Origin of the sequence: Mycolicibacterium parafortuitum (genome assembly GCF_002086815.1) — a bacterium.
Classification (GTDB): domain Bacteria; phylum Actinomycetota; class Actinomycetes; order Mycobacteriales; family Mycobacteriaceae; genus Mycobacterium; species Mycobacterium parafortuitum.
The window spans coordinates 290,567-310,473 of the sequence record NZ_MVID01000002.1 but is presented as its reverse complement, the minus strand read 5'-3'; the positions used below and the strand labels follow the sequence as shown (position 1 = coordinate 310,473).

General features: G+C 66.2%; 17 protein-coding genes. 8 read left to right on the top strand and 9 right to left on the bottom strand.

Annotated elements, in window-relative coordinates; all coding sequences use genetic code 11:
* Window positions 1-118 precede the first annotated feature (118 nt).
* Entirely contained in the window at window positions 119-1,591 is a 1,473-nt protein-coding gene (locus BST38_RS04095) for a lipopolysaccharide biosynthesis protein (protein ID WP_165761553.1), read from the top strand.
* 14 nt (window positions 1,592-1,605) lie between these two features.
* Here the strand turns inward: BST38_RS04095 and BST38_RS04090 are convergent, their stop codons facing one another.
* The 3 genes from BST38_RS04090 to BST38_RS04080 form a co-directional block, all read right to left on the bottom strand.
* Entirely contained in the window at window positions 1,606-2,550 is a 945-nt protein-coding gene (locus tag BST38_RS04090) for a glycosyltransferase family 4 protein (protein ID WP_165761552.1), read from the bottom strand.
* Window positions 2,551-2,633: 83 nt separating this feature from the next.
* Window positions 2,634-4,016, bottom strand: a complete 1,383-nt coding sequence (locus tag BST38_RS04085; protein WP_083141962.1) for an O-antigen ligase family protein — start codon at window positions 4,014-4,016, stop codon at window positions 2,634-2,636.
* Between the two features lie 14 nt (window positions 4,017-4,030).
* The gene (locus tag BST38_RS04080; RefSeq protein WP_237160657.1) at window positions 4,031-5,434 is read right to left on the bottom strand and encodes a tyrosine-protein kinase domain-containing protein; all 1,404 of its coding nucleotides are present in this window, start codon (window positions 5,432-5,434) and stop codon (window positions 4,031-4,033) included.
* A 394-nt stretch (window positions 5,435-5,828) separates the two neighbouring features.
* Between BST38_RS04080 and BST38_RS04075 the strand changes: the two genes are divergently transcribed.
* The 4 genes from BST38_RS04075 to BST38_RS04060 all read left to right on the top strand — a co-directional run bounded on the left by BST38_RS04075 (window position 5,829) and on the right by BST38_RS04060 (window position 11,454).
* A complete protein-coding gene (locus tag BST38_RS04075; protein WP_237160656.1) occupies window positions 5,829-7,778 on the top strand; it encodes a hypothetical protein in 1,950 nt (649 codons plus the stop codon).
* 79 nt (window positions 7,779-7,857) lie between these two features.
* Window positions 7,858-8,457 (top strand): TetR family transcriptional regulator KstR2, encoded by a 600-nt coding sequence (gene kstR2, locus BST38_RS04070; protein WP_083141959.1) that lies wholly within the window; start codon window positions 7,858-7,860, stop codon window positions 8,455-8,457.
* Window positions 8,450-9,601 carry a steroid 3-ketoacyl-CoA thiolase FadA6 gene (gene fadA6, locus BST38_RS04065; RefSeq protein ID WP_083141958.1) on the top strand — a complete coding sequence of 384 codons (1,152 nt, stop codon included), beginning with the start codon at window positions 8,450-8,452 and terminating at the stop codon, window positions 9,599-9,601. Before kstR2 ends, fadA6 begins: the two co-directional genes overlap by 8 nt.
* Window positions 9,602-9,687: 86 nt before the next feature.
* Window positions 9,688-11,454: a hypothetical protein gene (locus BST38_RS04060; RefSeq protein WP_083141957.1), complete on the top strand. Its 1,767-nt coding sequence runs from the start codon at window positions 9,688-9,690 to the stop codon at window positions 11,452-11,454.
* An 18-nt stretch (window positions 11,455-11,472) separates the two neighbouring features.
* Here the strand turns inward: BST38_RS04060 and BST38_RS04055 are convergent, their stop codons facing one another.
* The 5 genes from BST38_RS04055 to echA20 form a co-directional block, all read right to left on the bottom strand.
* A complete protein-coding gene (locus BST38_RS04055) occupies window positions 11,473-12,585 on the bottom strand; it encodes an NDMA-dependent alcohol dehydrogenase (RefSeq protein ID WP_083141956.1) in 1,113 nt (370 codons plus the stop codon).
* 66 nt (window positions 12,586-12,651) lie between these two features.
* Window positions 12,652-13,722 carry a (3aS,4S,5R,7aS)-5-hydroxy-7a-methyl-1-oxo-octahydro-1H-indene-4-carboxyl-CoA dehydrogenase gene (gene ipdC / locus BST38_RS04050; RefSeq protein WP_083141955.1) on the bottom strand — a complete coding sequence of 357 codons (1,071 nt, stop codon included), beginning with the start codon at window positions 13,720-13,722 and terminating at the stop codon, window positions 12,652-12,654.
* Between the two features lie 34 nt (window positions 13,723-13,756).
* Complete coding sequence (ipdB, locus tag BST38_RS04045; protein ID WP_083141954.1) at window positions 13,757-14,506, bottom strand: cholesterol ring-cleaving hydrolase subunit IpdB; 750 nt, start codon at window positions 14,504-14,506, stop codon at window positions 13,757-13,759.
* Window positions 14,503-15,390, bottom strand: a complete 888-nt coding sequence (gene ipdA / locus BST38_RS04040; RefSeq protein ID WP_083141953.1) for a cholesterol ring-cleaving hydrolase subunit IpdA — start codon at window positions 15,388-15,390, stop codon at window positions 14,503-14,505. The genes ipdB and ipdA overlap by 4 nt, the downstream gene beginning before the upstream one ends.
* Before the next feature lie 34 nt (window positions 15,391-15,424).
* Complete coding sequence (echA20, locus tag BST38_RS04035) at window positions 15,425-16,186, bottom strand: (7aS)-7a-methyl-1,5-dioxo-2,3,5,6,7,7a-hexahydro-1H-indene-carboxyl-CoA hydrolase (RefSeq protein WP_083141952.1); 762 nt, start codon at window positions 16,184-16,186, stop codon at window positions 15,425-15,427.
* A 52-nt stretch (window positions 16,187-16,238) separates the two neighbouring features.
* Between echA20 and BST38_RS04030 the strand changes: the two genes are divergently transcribed.
* On the top strand, window positions 16,239-17,039 hold the full coding sequence (locus tag BST38_RS04030) for an SDR family oxidoreductase (RefSeq protein WP_237160655.1): 801 nt from the start codon (window positions 16,239-16,241) through the stop codon (window positions 17,037-17,039).
* 30 nt (window positions 17,040-17,069) lie between these two features.
* Window positions 17,070-17,975 carry an SDR family oxidoreductase gene (locus tag BST38_RS04025; protein ID WP_083141950.1) on the top strand — a complete coding sequence of 302 codons (906 nt, stop codon included), beginning with the start codon at window positions 17,070-17,072 and terminating at the stop codon, window positions 17,973-17,975.
* A gap of 6 nt (window positions 17,976-17,981) precedes the next feature.
* Here BST38_RS04025 and BST38_RS04020 read toward each other — a convergent pair whose 3' ends face one another.
* Complete coding sequence (locus BST38_RS04020) at window positions 17,982-18,914, bottom strand: GAF domain-containing protein (protein WP_083142105.1); 933 nt, start codon at window positions 18,912-18,914, stop codon at window positions 17,982-17,984.
* Between BST38_RS04020 and BST38_RS04015 the strand changes: the two genes are divergently transcribed.
* Window positions 18,870-19,898 carry a glycosyltransferase family 4 protein gene (locus BST38_RS04015; protein ID WP_237160654.1) on the top strand — a complete coding sequence of 343 codons (1,029 nt, stop codon included), beginning with the start codon at window positions 18,870-18,872 and terminating at the stop codon, window positions 19,896-19,898. The two genes, BST38_RS04020 and BST38_RS04015, sit on opposite strands and share 45 nt — an antisense overlap.
* The last annotated feature ends 9 nt before the right edge of the window (window positions 19,899-19,907 follow it).

Here is a 19,907-nt window from a genome sequence, read left to right as displayed (position 1 = left end):
TGAACCGGTGCCGGACCGTTAGCTGGCCGGGCTACTATCGGGCGGTGACCAGACAGGCTCGGGCGGGCCGGGGTGCGCCGACTGCTTCGGTTGCCGCGATGCGCTGTACGGGTCGCACGTGACCTCGCCGGATTCCGGGTCCCTGCACGGAACTGCTGTTCGTGGCGGAGCTGCCGTCATCGTCGGCCAGGTCCTGCGCACAGTGATCCAATTGGTCGGGCTGATCCTGTTGGCCCGGTTGCTCACTCCGGTCGACTTTGGTCTGGTAGCCATGGTCACCGCCATCATCGGGGTGACATCGGTGCTGAGCGACTTCGGGCTGTCCCTGGCGATCATGCGAGAGACCGACCTGGAGCCCAGGATCCGCGATGCCCTGTTCTACATCAACACCGCCCTGGCAGTTGTGACTGCCGGCTGTGTGTGGGCTGCAGCGCCATTGATCGCCACGTTCTACGGCGAACCTCGACTCGAAGAGGTCACCCGGTGGCTGGCGGCGTTCGTGTGTATTTCCGGTCTGGCGCCGCAATTCCGGGCAGAGCTGGCGCGAACGCACAAGTTCACCGCGCTGGCAATCGTGGATCCCATCGCCCAGGGAGCGGCGCTGGCTGCTGCTTGCGTGGCCGCGGTGCGCGGCGCAGGGTACTGGGCCGTGGTCATCCAGCAGGGCGTCGCTGCCGTGGTTCTGGTGCTTGCGCTGATGTCGCTGTCACGGTACGTGCCGCGATCGTGGCCGACTTTCCGCGGCGTCAAGGAACATGTGTCGTTGGGGGCGACATCTCTGGGTCTCGACGTGACGAACTACCTGGCGGTGTACGCCGCCCCCGCGGCAATCGGCCAGGCGCTCGGAGCCGCGGCCGTGGGCCTGTACCAGCGTGCATTCCAACTCGTGGCCTTTCCTCTCGTCCAGTTGGCGGGGCCGCTGACACGTGTCGTCGTACCGATCCTCGCGCACGTCGAAGACGGACCCAAGCTGGTCGCCGCGGCCAAGCGGGTGCAACTCGCCCTGGCATACGCGGTATTGCCCTTCCTCGTGCTCATCATCGTTGGCGGTAGCGACCTCGTCGAGGTGATGTTCGGCGCGGATTGGCGGGCATCCGGACGGCTCGCGCAGATCCTCGCCGTCGGGGGCATATTCCAGATCTTCGGGTACGTGAACTACTGGCTTTTCACCCGGAAGGGCCGATTGGGTTTGATGTGGTCACTCGAAGCCTCGGTCTGGGTCCCGATCACGCTGCTGTACTTCGTGTTCAGTACCAGCGGCGCCATCTGGATCGCTGCGTTGTACGCGACCAGCCTGGTTCTGAACTGGCTGGTGTCAACCTCGATCGGGTTGCGCAAACTTGGTCTTCCGGCGATGGAGTTTCTCCGCCCGTCTCTGCTGCGGTTGGCCTTCCTCGCTCCCGTGGTCGGCGCAGGGGTCGGGGTGAGTGAAGTCCTTGCCCGTAGTGGCTGGAATGCGATCTGGACGCTTGTCGCGGCATCGGGATCCTCGCTATTGGTCGTCGGCCTGCTTGTCGCACTTCCGGCATTCAGAGTCGAACTGCGGGAATTCTTCGGTGTTTTCGCCAAGTTGCGTAAGTCGGCCGGCTGACGCATGCACGTCGGTCAGCGGCCGGCGTACACCGCGGCGAGTTCGTCCCGAACTGTCGGCCAGGAGAACCGATCTCGCGCGGCGGCGTGCAGCTCGATGCAGTGGTCGCGGAGTTGCGACGGGCTGGCTGCGGCCAGCGCGTCGTACTTCGACCAGAATTCCTCTGGGGACGAGAAGAGTGAGCGGTCACCGTCGACTACGTAGTCCGTGACGCCGTCGATACGGGTCACGAATGCGGGGAGATAGGCGTTGTACGCCTCCAGTAAGGCGTTGTTGGCGGTGGCGAAGGTGAGCGGGAGCAGAAGTGCGAAGGATTCCCGCAGCACGCGGTCATAGCTCTCTGCGGTGAGCCGCGGGTGGCAGACCACGCCAGGATGCTGCGCGAAGCGCTCCCGGGCGGCGTCGTCGATGCCGATGAGTTCGATCCGCACATCCCGGTTATTGCGTTGCGCCAGAATAGCTTCCAGCATGTCGAAGTCGCGGTAGTTCGAGCCTACGAGGACCAGCCGCCGCTGACCGCGCGTGCGCGCCTCGAACAGCTCGAGCGGTGGCTCCGCGTCGGAGAAGGTGAACCCATGTGGCACGAAGGTGACTCGCTTGTCGGGAAGCGCTTCGGCGAAGACCCCGCGCTGCTGGCTGCTGAGCACGACGATGGCATGCGCCGCACGCAGCGAGAATTGTTTGATCCGGTGGTGCACGCTTCGCGTCGGACCCAGCCATTGGTCGTCGGCGAGATGCACCGTGTAGACGATCCGCTTTCCGAAAAGTCGCAGAATCCACGGCGAAAGGTACGCCGTGGCCTCGGGGTAGAAGTAGTGCACGGTGTCGTGGCGCAGCCCCCGCAGGATCGTCACGAGGTCCAGCAACAGGAAGTTCAGATGTCGCGGCCTGGTCGATTCGAGGCGATCGGCGTAGGGCAGCCTTGCACCGCTCACATAATGATCAGGGTCGGCGACCACCGCGTCGTACCCCGAGCCGGCGTTGTGGTGGAGATAGTGGAAGCCGGAATACAGGACCCGCGGATTTGAGTCTGCTGACCTGGTCACATCGCCCCTGCGGGGGTCCGGCCACGGTTTCGCGCCATCAGCACGGTGGCGAAAATGAGTGTGCTGGTGGGGAACTGTTGAATGTTGGGCCACAGATGCCAGACGGCTTCCGTCATCCCCAGCACGAAGAAGGCGATGAGATAGCCGAACAACGCGACCTGTTCGTTGATGACCCGCATGGTGCCGGTGACGTAGATCGCGCCGATCCATATCGGCAGCAGGAAGGCCAGACCTGCCAAGCCGAACTTGATCAACGTGTCGATGTGGATGTTGTGTCCGGTACCCATCCCCGCCCAGAGAACTATCTCGGCCTGCTCCTGCCCGTGTTGGAGAAACCAGTTGTAGCCCGAGCCGACCACCGGGGCGTCTCGCCACAGTTCCAGCCCTCCTGCCCATATGAATGCGCGCTCGGTGAAACTGCCCGGGCTCCAGCGCAGCAGTGGGATCACCATCGCGGCGGCCAATGCGGTTCCGGCGAGCACGGTGCCTGCCAATCGGATCGAGATCACCGATCGAAGACGGCAGATGAGCCACCACAGAACAACGACGGCGACGGCGACCAGCGCTGTTCTCGACGCCGACGCCACGATGGTGGCGAGGAGAATCGAAGCGCAGACGGCCCGCCATCGGTTCTGCCCGATGAGCGGGACCAACGAGAAGGCGACCGCACAATACATTCCGAGCGCGTTGCTCTGACCGAATGGGCCTGCCAACTCCCACCCGAAGACGAGGGATTTGCGCGAGACGATGTTGTACATCATGTACTCGGGGATTATCAGTCCGCCGATCAACGAGTAGGCGCCGACGCCCGAAACCAGGATCGGGATCCACTTCAGGACAACGACGCGCGCACCGGTGTGCCAGATCGCCAGCAGGACAAGGTTGGCCAGCATGATCTTGACCAGGTCGGCCGGGCCTGGCTGGTCGGGCCCGATGAGATACGGCAGGTTGAGCGCCATCAGGAACACAAGGAGCCAGGTGACATCGCGGTTCGGGTGCCCACGCATCAGCAGGACAAGCGAGCTCACGGCGAGCAACACCCCTGACAGCGCCCATCTTGCGAGGCCTGCGATCGGAGTCTCGGCTGAGGCCAGCGCCCTGTCGATGCTCTGATCGGGGACGTGTTTGACGAGGAGGTAGTTGATCACCTCCGGGATGATCACGAGGCCGATGGCCGCGAAAATAATGGCGGCGAATGCCCGCTCACCCGCTTTGTACTCAACTCCGGTGAAGTCCGAGAATCGAGTGGGTGCCGGCAAAAACGTTGTGGCCGAACCTATGCGGTGCGCAGTCGGGTCGGATTCGGCGCCGGCCGACCTCGGGTGGGAAGCCACGAACGTGGCTCGTCCTCCCGATGGCCGGACATCGTCTTCGTCCATGAGATAGCCGATGGTCAGTTCCGGTGCGGACCGTGCCGGGTGTGCCCGCCCTGCGCGCCATCATCTGGTTGGGCGCGGTTTTGGCCGCCGTAGTATCCGTGACTCTTCGGCGGCTTCTTCGGCGGGGCCATCATCAACACCGTTCCGAGTAGCGGTGCCCCGCCACGCTTGACCGAGCGGACTGCTTCCGCCAGTTCGTCGCGTGTCGTCTGCCCGTAGCGGGCCACCAGCAGAATTCCCTGTGACGAGGCAGCGAGGATCGCGGCATCCGGTTTCAGGAGAGACGGAGTGTCGACGACGACATAATCGAACTCCGCACCGAGCTCACTCAATAGCTCTGTGGTTGCCGGTGATTCGAGAAGCTCGGTGGGACCCGGTGGGATCGGGCCGGCGGTGAGGGCTTTCAACCGCGGACTGCGGGTTTCCTGTAGCGCTTCCGGCAGCGACGCATCGCCGTGCAAGACAGTGCTGAGACCGGCCTGCCCCTCCAGTGCGAGATAGCGGGCAACCTTGGGGCGGCGCAGATCACCGTCGACCAACGCCACGTCGTTGCCGGCTTCGGCAAGGGCGAGGGCGAGGTTGATCGCAGCCGACGTTCGGCCTTCCTCTGGCATGGCGCTCGCGACGACGAGCACTCGTGGCCCGGCGGTCACCTCAAGAAACTTCACGTTGACCCGCAGATCCCGAAAGGCATCGGCCGCTGCGGAGTGGTCCGATTCGAACGACAGCAACGGGTTTTCCCGCAACCGTGGCTCTGACGGCACCTCAGCGAGTACACCGACGCCTGTCGCCTTCTCGAGGTCCTTTGCGCTGCGCACCGAGCGGTCGGAGCGGCCTCGGATCAATGCCAGGACGCAACCGAGGATCAGGCCGAGGACGGCCGCGAGGGCCGCGTTCCTGGCTGTCGGGATTGCGGAGAGGCCAGGAACTTCGGCACGTTGCTGCACGATCACCCGGGCATTGGGTTGCGCCCCCAGTTGTGGCGTCTCCAGCCCGGCGGCCATGGTGGCGAATTCGTCGGACACCGTGTTGGCGATGTCCCGCGCCCTGGTCGCTGAGGTATCCGTGACGGTGACGTCGATCAGCACCGTGTCCATCGGCGCAGTGGCTTCGATCTTCCTCTTGAGTTCGGATGCGCTCATATCGAGGCCGAGGGTGTCGACGGTGCGTTGAGCGACGACGTCGCCGGTAATCAGCTCCACATAGGACAGCACCCGGCGCTGCGCGAAAAGTCCGCCGTCATTGGACTGGGTGTTGTTTCCGTCGGACGTGGTCGACACGAACAACCGCGTCGATGCCTGATAGCTGGGCGCGATGGTGAGTGAATAGACGAGAGCCGCAACCATCACGAGAATCGTTGTGACAAAGATGATCTTCCATCGGTCGCGCAAGATCTGTAACAAATCCTGAACAGTCAACTGCGACCCTTCACCGCTCGAGCTCTCGTACGCTTGCCGCCGACGCGCGGTAACCGGCGCGCCAAGACGCATCACGCTATCCCAGGAATTCGCTCGCCGCCAAGGAGATGGCAAAGGCGCCACCATACGATCCCGACACAGTCCGCGGCAAGAGGAATGGGGGTCAACCTGCGACGTCCGCCGGTATAGTCCGACCCCTGTTGAGGTATTGAAGCGCAACACCCGAAAGTGGAACAGTGCACCCGATCAGTTCAGAGTGGTCCTCGGCCCTGCAGCGATTCCGAACGCAGGGACACTCGCCGCGATCAGGCGCCGATGCCCCTGCCGGAGAACGACGGTGACCCGAGGCGGCGCAGCGCGTGTGTTGGCCGCGGTGGTTTTGCTGATCGGACCGGTGTTATTCGGGAGTACCGCGCACGCGCAGCCCGGTGCCGACGACGCACCTCCACAGCCGGCGAGCGTGGTGCTCGGTTCGACTGCGCTGGGCATCGATCGCGAGGTGTTCCTCGGACCGAACGCGAGTCAGCGGATCACGCTGCCCGTGCCGGGAGGGCTCGTGCCCTCACGGCTGCGCGGAACGATCGCGGCACCGTTGAACATCTCCGGCGGATACCTCGAGGTCGACGACGCGGACGGGAACCTCCTTGGCACGGTGGACGTGCCGCCCGCCGGCGTCGCCCAGGCCGCGACACCCTTCGACATCGATATCGCGGGCGCGCGCGTCCGGTCGTCGTCGGCGGATCTGTCGGTGACGTTGCGCGCCGCCGACGGCCAGTATCCCGGCGGATTCAACGGGCAGTACTGCGGCCCGCTGCAGCAACTGACATTGACGAATCTCGCGGCGGTGTTCACCGGCGACGAGCCGCCGGTGACGACCATCGCCGGCTTCTTCCCGCCCGTACTCGAGCGCGTGACCATCTATGCGCCGGACGACGCCGACACCGCCGAACAGCAGGCGGTGCTACTTCTGGTGTCCACGCTCGCGAGGCTGTACATCCCTCAGCCGCTGTCGGTCACGGTGGTGAATCAACCCCGGGGCGTTTCGCCGCCACCAGCCCCCCAGTTGGCGCGCGCGGTTGTCGTCGAGAGAGGTGGAACCGCGGGCCTCAGTGTGGAGAACTCAGGGAGCCGCAACGCTTACCTGAAGGTTTCAGGCAACGGCGACGAGCTCTCGACGCAGGTGTCGCTGCTCGTCGACGAGTTGCAGTCGTTGGTGCAGGTGCCAGCCGCCCGTGTCGACCAGGCGGTGGGCGAGGATCCGCCCGGCGGCGATACGTGGACGTTCGAACAACTCAACCTCAGCGGTAAGACCGAGGTTCTTCGTGCCGGAAACCTGCGGGTGGGCGTCGGGCGCTCGGCGCTCGGGAACGGCCGCGTCGGAGCCGTCCAGGTGCACCTGCTCGCCGACTACACCCCCGTTCCCGACGACGACTCCGCGGCGGTCGTGATCCGTGCCGGCGATGGAAACGTCGTTCACCGAGCCCTCCTCGACAAGTCCGGCCGCCTGGACGCTCAGTTCGAGCTGGCCGGTAAGGCGATCGGTCAGTTCGTCGACCTCGACATCGCGATCACCTACACCCCTGACCAGCCATGTGGACCGTTGATCGCGCCGATCACATTCCAGATCGATCCGCGATCGACGTTGACTGTCCAGCGCGGCGGCCCGCCACTCGGCGGCTTCGGCGCAATGCCGTCGGAGTTCGCGCCCAGCTTCATGGTGGCGTTCGACGGGAGCAGCCCGGATCAGCTGGTCTACGCGGCGCGTGTGGTGGCCGCGATTTCGAGTCTCACGAGCACGCAACTGACTCCGAAGGTCGTCGATGTCAAGACCGCTGCGGATGGGAACTCCGGGGCGCTGATCGTCGCCAAGTCCTCGGCGCTGTTGCAGACATCGCTGCATCCACCCATCAGTGGCGACGGTGCCGACGTGGACATCGACGACCTGCCGACCGAGCTCCGGGCCAGTATCGCCGACGGACTGGGCTCGATCCAGGCGTTCGCCGACCGTCCCCGGGACCGCACCGTCGTCCTGGTGACGACGACAGGGGACTGGCGCCTGGTGGACCCGCTGTTCGGCTACATCGACGGGCTGGACGGGAAGTGGTCGGCATTGTTCGGAGATGTGCTCGCCGCAGGCAGAGCGGGAGATCCGACCAACCTGTCGATCTTCGCCCAAGGCGCCGGCACCGATGATGCGCCAGAGCAGCCGCGAACTGAAACGGCCCCGGTCTCGTGGAAGGTCATCGGCATCGCCGTGGCGGTGGCCGTTGTCGTGGCCGCAGTGGTGGCGATTCTGTGGTCGACCCGGCGCTCTAAGCGCAACCTGCCCGCCGGCTCGGACTGAGTGCCGGGAGGCGGGCGGCGAAAGCAGCCAAAAGGCTGCCAGCCTTACCTAGCAAGCGCTTGGTTGCTACTCTGGATGAGTGGACAAGGCGCTTCCCAGTCGCCGCGACGAGCTGCTGCAGCTCGCCGCGACGATGTTCGCTGAGCGCGGCCTGCGTGCGACGACGGTGCGCGACATCGCGGACTCGGCGGGGATCCTGTCCGGCAGCCTCTATCACCACTTCAAATCCAAAGAGCAGATGGTCGAGGAAGTCCTCAAGGACTTCCTCGACTGGCTGTTCACGCGGTACGACGAGATCGTCGCGTCGACGAGTGACCCGCTGGAGCGGGTCAAGGGGTTGTTCATGGTCTCGTTCGAGGCGATCGAACACCGGCACGCCCAGGTGGTGATCTACCAGGACGAGGCCAAGCGGCTCAACCCCCTGCCGCAGTTCGGGTTTCTCGACGATCGCAACCGCGAGCAGCGCCGGATGTGGATCGACGTGCTCAAGCAGGGGGTGGCCGAGGGAAGCTTCCGGCCCGACCTCGACGTCGATCTCGTCTACCGCTTCATCCGCGACACCACATGGGTTTCGGTCCGCTGGTATCAACCGGGCGGGCCTCTGTCGGCCGAAGAGGTCGGCAGGCAGTACCTCGCCATCGTTTTGGGTGGCATAACGGAAGGATCGAAATATGCCTGAGGCGTACGTCATCGACGCTGTGCGCACCGCCGTCGGCAAGCGCAATGGATCGCTTGCCGGTGTGCACCCGGTCGACCTGGGCGCCACGGCCTGGCGCGGGCTGTTCGAGCGCAACGATGTCGACCCGGGCGCCGTCGACGACGTCATCGCCGGCTGTGTCGACGCGATCGGCCCGCAGGCCGGCAACATCGCCCGCCTGTCGTGGCTCGCGGCCGGATTCCCGGAAGAGGTCCCCGGCGTCACGGTCGACCGCCAGTGCGGATCCAGCCAGCAGGCCATCTCGTTCGGTGCGCAGGCGATCATGTCCGGAACCGCTGACCTGATCGTCGCCGGCGGTATGCAGAACATGAGCCAGATCCCGATCAGCTCCGCGATGACGGTTGCCGAGCAGTTCGGATTCACCTCTCCGACAAACGAATCCAAGCACTGGCTGCACCGCTATGGTGACCAGGAGATCTCCCAGTTCCGCGGCTCCGAGATGATCGCCGAGAAGTGGAACCTGTCTCGCGAGGAGATGGAGCAGTTCGCGCTGACCAGTCATCAGCGCGCGCAGGCGGCCATCCGCGCCGGCAACTTCGAGAACGAGATCATCCCGGTGGACGGATTCGTCACCGACGAGGGCCCGCGCGACACCTCCCTGGAGAAGATGGCCGGCCTCAAAACCCTGGTCGAGGGTGGCCGCCTGACCGCGGCGATGGCGAGCCAGATCTCCGACGGCGCCAGTGCGGTGCTGCTCGCCTCCGAGCAGGCTGTCAAGGATCACGGACTGAAGCCGCGCGCCCGCATCCACCACATCAGCGCCCGCGGCGCGGACCCGGTGTTCATGCTCACCGGCCCGATTCCGGCGACGCACTACGCACTGGAGAAGACGGGCCTGTCGATCGAAGACATCGACACCGTCGAGATCAACGAGGCGTTCGCCCCGGTCGTGCAGGCGTGGCTGAAAGAGACGAAGGCGGATCCGGAGAAGGTCAACCCCAACGGCGGTGCGATCGCGCTGGGGCACCCGCTCGGAGCGACGGGCGCGAAGTTGTTTGCCACGATGCTCAACACGCTGGAGCGCACCGGCGGCCGCTACGGCCTGCAGACGATGTGTGAAGGCGGGGGCACCGCAAACGTCACGATCATCGAGCGGCTGTCCTGACGACACGCGGACGAGCGCGTTTGATCAAAACGGAGGCGTAAACGCTCCGGGTTGGCTAATGTCCATCTGACATCGCACGTTGTCAGATGGAGGATGTTGTGCCGGTCGAAGAAGGTCGGAAGATCAGGTCGCTGAGCTGCGGCATCGCGGCGACGGCGGTCTCGATCGCCCTCGTCCTCGCGCCGGGCCACGGTGTGGCCTACGCCGATCCCATCGGGTCCGGTTCGGCCACGGCGACGTCGGCGAGCACGTCCGGCGACGACTCGGCCGAGCGCAGCGGACCGAAGAAGCCGCCGTCGCGTAAATCCGATGCGGACCCCGGCACCGCGGCGCCATCGGACGGCGGCTCCGAATCCGAGCCGCCACGCGGTGACGACGACGACGTCGCCGCACCCTCGGACTCGTCCGACGTGGTCGTCGTCGAGCCGGACGAGACCGAGACCGATCCCACAGAGGTCCCGGAGACAGAGGTCTCCGAGCCAGAGGCCCCCGAGACCCCCGAGACAGCGGTTCCCGAGACAGCGGCCGACGGATCCGGCGCCGACAGCGCGGTGCCCGAGGACACGGACGCAACTGTCGCCGCGCCGGAACCACCGGCGCCGTCGGTGGTTTCGCTCGCCCCGGCAAAGCCGCATCGGGCATACGCCGACGAGCCGACCTCGGCGCTGGCCGCGGTCAGCACCGTCGCGCCGGTCGAGATCACGACGCCGAGCCCGCCACAGCCGCTCTCGCCGATCGCGCAACTGCTGGAGCTGCCGGGGCGGTTGATCAATGCCGTGTTGCAGGCGCTGGGATTCACCGCATCCGCCAACCACCCGCCTGTTCCCAACGGCCTCGGGCCGATCAACGACCTGATCTTCGGTGCGTTCCGGGAACTGGAGCGGCTGATCGGATTGCACCGTCCCGTGGTGGTGCCGGAGGTGCCCACCCTGACCTACGACGGGCCGACGACGTCCCTGTCGCCGACGGTCGCCCAGTTCCTCAACGCGTCGGCCGCCGCCTATGTGCTCGGCGGGACCCCGGGCGGACTTGTCCCGTTCACCGTCAACGGATTTCAGTTGTCGAAGACCAACCTGTTCACCGGCATGGTGGCCAAGACGTGGGTCACCCCCGAGGGGCAGGTGATCATCGCCTACCAGGGCACCACCGGCGGGTCGCACCTGTTGTTCAACCCGTTGATCACGATCAGCCAGATCCTGGCGGACATGCAGGTGATCTTCACCCGCACCACGCCGCCGGCGTTCTACGACGCCCTGCGCTTCGCCGACCGCGTGCTCGTCGAGGCGGCGATGCAGGGGTACACCGCGGACAACGTGTTCGTGACGGGTCACTCGCTCGGCGGCTGGGAAGCGCAGTTCGTTGCCCAGCAGCTCGGCCTGGCAGGCATCGGTTTCGAGGCGCCGGGCATCAACACCAGAACCCCTGGTAACGGCGCGGATTCACTGTTCGTCAACATCGGCACCTACGGCAGCACCGCGCCGTACATGGCCACCGATCTACCGGGGCTGCAGCCGTTCATGCCGGCCTACGTGCCCGGTGGCGGTACCAAACCGCACTACGGCCCGATCGTGATGATCGGCGATCCCGCCGCGATGACACCGCTGTACAACGCGTCCGCGCTGTGGGGCAAGGGTCTGATCGGAAGCGCCATCTTCATGGTGGACTTCCTGATCAACTTCTTCCAATACCACCTGCCCGGGGTGCAGGCCTATCACCTGGATGTCGTTCCCGATCCGGGCATGGTGCTCTTCCTCGGCACCTCACGCGGACCGGTCCGCACGGGTTACGGGGAGCTGACGATCCAGCAGCTGCTCAAGACCGCATCCGACGATGGAATCCTGTTCCGGCCGTGACGATCTGCGCGGTACCACTCAGTGGTCGTGCAGGATGACACCGCGGATGTTGCGTCCCTCCCGCATGTCCTCGTAGCCCTCGTTGACCTCGGCCAGCTTGTACTCGTGGGTGACGGTCTCGTCGAGCAGCAGCTTGCCCTCGCGGTAGAGCGACAGCAACCGGGGGATGTCCGCGCGCGGATTGGCCTCGCCGTAGAGGCTGCCGAGCAACCGCTTCTGGAACAGCGTGAACATCATCATCCCGAGCGTGGGCTGATTGTCGGCCATCGTGGACAGCGCCGTCATCACGACCGCGCCGCCCTTGCGGATGATGTTGGCGGCGTCCTCGAGCATCGCGCCCTCCAGCAGGCCGACCGTGAGGATCGCCGAATCGGCCATCACCCCGCGCGTCAGTTCACCCACCAGGGCCGCCGCCTCGGGAATGGACGGCACGAAATGGGTCGCGCCGAGCTGGAACGCCTTCTCGCGCTTGGACTCCACGGGCTCGACCACGACGATCTTCTCCGCACCGGCGAGCCGCGCGCCCTGGACCGCGCCGCTGCCGATGCCGCCGAAGCCGATCACCACCACCGTGTCGCCGGGCTGCACGTCGGCGGTGTTGACCGCAGAACCCCATCCGGTGGTGACACCGCAGCCCAGCAGACAGGCCCGTGACAACGGGATGTCGTCGTCGATCTTCACGATCGAGGCTTCGGGCACGGTGCCGTACTGGGAGAAGGTTCCGACGAGTGCCATCACGCCGACGTCCTGGCCGCGGACGTGCCTGCGGTAGGTGCCGTCGAGTTGCGTGCCCGCCATGATCATCGCGCCGAGGTCGCAGAGATTCTGGTGCCCGGTCGAGCAGAAACGACAGCGCCCGCAGGCGGGCAGGAACGATGCGACGACGTGATCGCCGGGAGCCAGACCGATGACACCGGCGCCGACCTCGCGCACGATCCCGGCCCCCTCGTGGCCGCCGATCAGTGGCAGCGGCGCGGGCAGGTCACCTGTGCGGATGTGCTCGTCGGAATGGCACAGACCGGTGGCCTCCCAGGACACCAGCACCTCGCCGTCGCCCGGCGGATCAAGATCGATCTCCTCGACCGTCCAGTCGCCCCCGTACTCCCACAGAATCGCCGCGTTGGTCTTCATGCGGCGAGTGTAGGAAGGTGCGCGCCCCTGCAGGGCGGAATCGCTGGACGGGCGCCGAGAACGCGCTCAGCGGATGAACCCGGACGCCTTCTGCAGGTGTTCGATCGCCTCGGTGACGATGGCCGGAACCAGTTCGGCGCAGGTCGGCAGGTCGTCGATGATGCCCGCCACCTGGCCCGACGCCAGCACGCCCGCATCGGTGTTGCCCTCGACCAGGCCGGCTTTGAGCAGCATCGGCGTGTTCGCCGCCATGATCACCTGTGACCAGGTCAGGTCCTTGCCGTGCCGCATCGCCATGCCGTCGGTGATCATGGACTTCCACGTCATACCGGACATCTTCTTGAACTTCTGCGCGTTCACGACGGCAGCCGCGAGCCCCCGCACCGGTGAGCCGCCCTCCAGCTTCTCGACCAGTCCGGTCCGCAGCACCCGGTGCGGCATGCCGTCCACCTTCGTCGACACCACGGTGCCGTCCAGGGCCGCCTCCAGATAGCGGCGCTTGACCGCCTCGGGGACGGTGGAGTCCTTGGTGAGCAGGAACCGGGTGCCCATCGCGACGCCGGCGGCGCCATAGGACAGCGCGGCCGCGAGGCCCCTGCCGTCGAAGAATCCGCCCGCCGCGACCACCGGCATCCCGGTGTCGGCCACGGCGTCGAGCACCGACGGCAGCAGCAGCGTCGTCGCGATCGGACCGGTGTGGCCGCCGCCCTCGCCGCCCTGCACGATCACCGCGTCAGCGCCCCAGCCGGCAACCTTCTTCGCGTGCTTGGCCAGCCCGACCGACGGAATGACCACGACGCCCGCATCTTTGAGCTTGGCGATGAGATCGGGCTTGGGGGCCAGCGCGAACGACGCGACCTTGACGCCTTCGCGGATCAGCAGGTCGACGCGCTCGTTCGCGTCGCCGGCGTCCGCGCGGATGTTGATGCCGAACGGCTTGTCGGTCGCGGCCTTCACCTTCGCGACGGCGGTGGTGAGTTCCGCGAGCGTCATCGTCGCCGAGGCCAGGATGCCCAGCCCGCCGGCATTGGAGGTCGCGGCGACGAGCCGCGCCCCGGCGACCCATCCCATACCCGTCTGGACGACGGGATGTTCGATACCGACCAGTTCGGTCAGCGGCGTCTTCAGTGCGGCCATGGTCAGCGCTGTCCGTTCTTTGCGCGAGCGCTCATCAGACCTTTACTTCCTTGTCCCGCAGGCCTTTCGGATCGATGACCTCGCGCAGCAGGCGCTGCTCTTCGGCCGACGGCAGCCGCGTGGTTTCCGCCTCGTCGAGGCCGTGCACGTCGAACGAGGTGTTCTCGACGACCTGCTGTGCCTCGACACCGGGGTGCAGCGAGACCGCGCGCATCTGGTGGTCCGGCCCGTTGAAGTCGAAGACGCCGAGGTTCGTCACCACGCGGTAGACGTCGGTGAACCGGTAGGCCGGGTTGTCGGGATCGACTTTGTCCCAGCCGATTCCGGAGACGATATCCACGGAATCGCCGAACACCCGCTTCGAGTGATTGCCCACCCAGTAGCTGGTCCGGTGGTTGATCGTGTTGCCCGGTGCGCCGCGGACGCCGAACATCTGCCGGGTCGGGTGCTGCAACGGACCGAACGCCGACAGGTTCTGGTTTCCATAGCGATCGATCTGGTTGGCGCCCATCACGACATGCCTGCGTCCCCAGGCCAGGGTCTCGAACACCCGGCCGAACGGCATCCAGCCCTCCATCGTTGCTGCCGCACCGATGGCCGGGGTGTCCGCGATCAGTCTGGCCTCGCCGTCGGAGAGCACGATGTCGGGGGAGAACGTCAACCGCGCCAACCGGGCGCCGACCGACACGATCGTCGTCATCGGGCTGACCATGATCTCGCCGGCGTCGCGGAAGAGCTCGGCACAGGCGACGGCGCAGATCTCGGCGCGCGTTGTGGTCATCACTTCGACTCCTTCTGTGCCTCTGCGAACTTACGCACCGCCGCTTGGTAGTCGGCTTCGCTGCCCGACAGATAGGTCTTGACGAACTCGGCCCACGTCTCGTCGGAGCCGGCCGCCTCGGCGTAGTGGCGCTGGAACTTCTCGTCGCGGCGGTAGTCGGGTTCGGCCGTGGTGAAGTGGGCACCGTTGGGGGCCTCGACCACGGTGTCAACCATCATCCGGTTGACCAGCAATGCCTGGGGCGGGACCGATTTGACCAGTTCCTCGGTCGAGACCACCTTCTCCACCGAAAGCAGACGCTTCTGCGCGGACATCAGGAACAGGTCGTCGAAGTACGGGTCGATGCCCGTGTACGCGGCATTGCCCTGTGCGTCACCGAGATTCAGGTGCACCAACGCGACGTCGAGGTTCAGTGCGGGCATCGCGACGAGTTCCTCGTAGCCCCCGCCGGTGGGGTAGGGCGACTTCACGGTCTTGAGTTCATCGCCCCAGAACGCGCGCACGTCGCTGCCCAGGCCCGCGCGGATAGGCAGGAACGGCAGTCGCTGGGCTGCCGCCTGCAGCCCGCAGCGCAGCATGCCCTCGTCCATCTCCCGGGCCTCGATCGCGCCCGACGTGCGCGCTTTCGAGAACCACGGATCGTAGAACGGGGGCGAATCGAGCGAGACGAAACCGTAGTAGGCCCGCTTGACCTTGCCCGCCGAACACAGCAGGCCGAGATCCGGTCCGCCGTAGGCGACGACGGTCAGGTCGGTGACGTCGGTGCGCAGCAGCGCGCGGATGAACGCCATCGGCTTGCGCCGCGAGCCCCAGCCGCCGATACCGATGGTCATCCCGCTTTCGATCGCGGAGACCGCCTCGTCGAGGGTTGTCCTCTTGTCTGTCATTGTTTCCCCGCTCGCTGCGCTCGTGCCCGCCGAATCATTGGTTCTTGGATCCCTTGTCCGTACCTGCGAATGCGTCGCGGTGCTCGTCAGAGACTCCCGCCAGGTTGAGCTCGAACGTAAAGCCCTGCTCCATGCGGTATCTCGCGGTCACCGGTTGGACGTCGATGAAGTTCAGCGCTTCCTTGGCGGCGCGGATCACCCGGGTGTCCTTCGACGCGATATCGCGGGCGACGCGCAGCGCGGCCTCGTCGAGGTCGGCGCGCGGCACCACCTCGTGAACCGAGCCGAAGTGGTGCAGCGTCTCGGCGCTCACGGTCGCCGCGGTGAAGAACAGTCGGCGCATCATGTGCTGCGGGACGAGCCTGGACAGGTGCGTCGCGGCACCGAGGGCGCCGCGCTCGACCTCGGGTAGGCCGAACTTCGCATCGTCGGACGCGACGATCACATCGGAGTTGCCGACGAGCCCGATCCCGCCGCCGACGCAGAACCCGTTGACCGCTGCGACGACCGGGACGGCGCATTCATAGACCGCCCGGAAGGCTTCGTAACAGCCACGATTGGCGTCGATGAGGGCGGTGAAGCCGTCGGTGTTCTGCATTTCCTTGATGTCGACGCCGGCGTTGAAGCCACGGCCCTCGGCGCGCAGGATCACCACGTGGGTGCTCTGGTCGCGGCCGGCGGCGGTGATGGTGTCGGCCAGTTCGAACCAGCCGCGGGACGGGATGGCGTTGACCGGTGGGTAGTCGACGGTCACCGCGACGATGCCCGGTTCCACGGTCTTTGTGGTGATTGGCATGCAAACTCCTGGGTCGCTACCTAAGCAAGCACTTGCTTGGTACGCTAGCACAGTGACTGACGCCGTCGACAGGGCCGTTTCGGGCCACAGCGCCATTGCACTCGGCCTCGCCGGACGCGTTGCCCTCGTGACGGGAGGGGTGCGCGGCGTCGGAGCCGGCATCAGCAAGGTCCTCACCGAGCAGGGCGCGACGGTGGTGACGTGTGCCCGACGTCCGGTCGAGGGGTCGCCGTACGAGTTCCGGCCGTGCGACATCCGCGACGACGACGCCGTCAAGGCGCTCATCGACGGGATCGCGGCCGACCACGGCCGCCTCGACATCGTGGTCAACAACGCGGGCGGGTCTCCGTATGTGCCCGCGGCCGAAGCCTCAGCGAAGTTCAGTACCAAGATCGTCGAGTTGAATCTCCTTGGTGCGCTGTCGGTTTCCGTTCACGCCAACGCCGTGATGCAGAAGCAGGAGACGGGCGGCGCGATCGTGAACATCACCAGCGTCAGCGGCAGGCGGCCTACTCCCGGTACCGTCGCGTACGGTGCCGCGAAGGCCGGTATGGAGAGCATGACCTCGACCCTCGCGGTCGAATGGGCGCCGAAGGTCCGGGTCAACTCCGTGGTGGTCGGCATGGTGGAGACCGAGCAGTCTGAACTGTTCTACGGTGACGCCGAGTCGATCGCCGCGATTTCGAAGAACGTGCCGCTGGGCCGGCTTGCCCGGCCCGATGACATCGGTTGGGCCGCAGCATTTCTGGTCTCCGATGCGGCTTCTTATATCAGTGGTGCGTCGCTGGAGGTGCACGGCGGAGGAGAGCCGCCGCACTATCTGTCGACCACCACTGCCGACATCGCCAAGTAACGGCGACTTCCGAACGAAGGGGTTTCAGGGATGGGATTGTTGGACGGCCGCGTGGTCATCGTGACGGGTGCCGGTGGCGGAATCGGGCGCGCGCACGCGCTCGCGTTCGCCGCCGAGGGGGCCCGCGTCGTGGTCAACGACATCGGCGTCGGACTCGACGGCTCGCCCGCCGGCGGCGGTAGCGCCGCGCAGGCAGTGGTCGACGAGATCGTCGCCGCCGGGGGAGAGGCCGTGACGAGTGGCGCCAACGTCGCCGACTGGGCGCAGGCCGAGGGCCTCATCCAGACCGCCGTGGACTCCTTCGGCGGACTCGATGTGCTGGTGAACAACGCCGGCATCGTCCGTGACCGGATGTTCGCCAACACCAGCGAAGACGAGTTCGACGCGGTGATCGCCGTGCACCTCAAGGGGCACTTCGCGACGATGAAGCACGCCGCGGCGTACTGGCGGGCCAAGTCCAAGGCCGGCGAGAGCGTCGACGCGCGGATCATCAACACCAGTTCCGGTGCCGGCCTGCAAGGCAGCGTCGGGCAGGCCAACTACAGCGCGGCCAAGGCCGGGATCGCGGCGCTGACGTTGGTGGCCGCCGCGGAGATGGGTCGCTACGGCGTCAGCGTCAACGCGATCGCCCCGTCTGCGCGCACGCGCATGACCGAGACGGTGTTCGCGGACATGATGGCCACCCAGGACAAGGAGTTCGACGCGATGGCGCCCGAGAACATCTCGCCGTTGGTGGTGTGGCTCGGCAGCGTCGAGTCCCGCGATGTCACCGGCAAGATGTTCGAGGTCGAGGGTGGCAAGATCCGGGTTGCCGAAGGATGGGCCCACGGCCCGGAGATCGACAAGGGTGCGCGGTGGGATCCGGCCGAATTGGGACCCGTCGTCGGCGATCTGCTCGCGAAGGCGCGGACCCCGGTGCCGGTGTACGGCGCCTGATCGGCGCTATGCGCTGAAGATTCGATTGCTCGCCAGCTGGGCGAGATCGCGCAACGTGTTCACGTGACCTGAGGTCCAATCACGCGGGTGGGTGTCCCAGACGCACAGCGTGCCGATCGCATGCTGACCGGCATCGATCAACGGGATGCCGAGATAGGCGACGACGGTACCGTCGGTGACCGCGGGGTTGTCCTTCAGCACCGGGTCGATGCGGGCATCGGTGACCACCAGCGGCTCCCCTGTGGCGACCGCGTACTGGCACACCGAACGGTCCAGCGGTGTCTGCCGCTCCTCGGGCGAATCGCCGGCCGCCCCGTGCATCGCGACGAAGAACTGTCGATCGCGATCCACCAGCGTCACCGCGGCACCGGGGGTGGCCAGTGCGGTCGCGGCCATATCCGCGATCCGGTCGTAGGCGACCTCCCGCGGAGCGTCCAGCAATCCCGTCGCATGGAGGGCCCGCAGACGCTCCGGATCGGCGACGACAGGATCGGGTGCGTCGACGTACCCAGGGACGGCGATACCGGCGCCGGTGAGACGAGCGAGCAAATCTCCGGTGTCCCCGTGCCGACGCGTGACGTCGTCCATCAGGCGTGCTGCGACGGCTTGGGCTACATACGCATCGACCGACTGCCCCGCTTTGTCGGCCTGGTCGGCCAGCGCGCTGTGGAGCCAGTCGTCGAAACCGGCGAGGGGAGACACACCGCAACCATAACGATCGGACGATGTACGTGCGGCGGAAAGCTGCTCGCGCGACCAGCAAAGGGCGTCGTGCTCCGGGGCGCCCAGGTACGATCGGGGCTCGATTTCAGGTGAAGGATGCCGATGAAGTTTGCGTTCCTGACCGAGGTGTATTTCCCACACGTCGGTGGCCAGGAGGTGTTCTTCCAGGAGTTGGCCGAGGCGATGGTGCGCCGCGGCCACCAGGTCGACGTCCATTGCATCGGGCATGAGCCGGGCCTGCCGGCCGACGAGATGCTCAACGGTGTCAGAGTCCGTCGGCATATCAACCGAGGTCGCTACATGAAGCCGCGGATCGCCACGCTTCGGCGGGACTGGTCGGACATCGTCAAGTTCAGCGCCGAAGCCCGCCGGATGGCCACCGGTGAAGAGCACGACTTTTTCTTGATGAATGAATGGCCGCTGCTGCACATCCCGGCGCTTCCGAAGCAGGTCCGCGCACGCAGCGCGATCCACTGGTGCGAGATACGGGAGGACCGGTTGTTGCGGGTGCTGCAGGCACAGCTACCCAAACTGGTCGGCATGAACTTCGCTGTCAGCGAAGCAGTAGCTGCGGCGATACGCGAACAGTCGCAACGTGATTGCGGTGTGCTTCCCAGCGGGATCGTCGCTTCGCGATACCGGTCGGTGCCATACCAGGACCGCTCGGGAGTGCTGTACGTCGGGCGGCTCGCGCCGCACAAGAACCTGCCGCTGCTCATCCAGGCCTTCGAGATCGCCGCGGGCCGTGGATTCGCCGGCGATCTGATGATCGCGGGCAACGGCCCGTCGCGGGACGAGATCGACGACTGTGCACGTCGGTCGAAGCTCGCCTCGCGCATCCACGTGCTCGGCTCGGTGGACGAGGACCAGAAGATCGATCTGCTGTCCCGCGCCGCTGTGCTCGGAATGCCCAGTCGCCGCGAGGGTTTCCCGCGGGTCATCGCCGAGGCCATGGCCAGCGGGCTGCCCGTGGTGACCGCCGACTTCGCTGAGAACGGTGCCCGCGACGTGGTCCGGCAGTACGGTTGCGGGGTCGTCTGTGGGACCGAGCCGGCCGATTTCGCCGAAGCGCTTCTGGCAGCGGCAGAGAACTGGGAAGGTTTCTCGCAGACGGGGCTCAAGGGTGCGCAATCACTGGATTGGGAACATGTCGCCGAAACACTGGAAGAACACGCCTCCGCAGTCGCGGGGCGGAATTAGCGGTCGGAG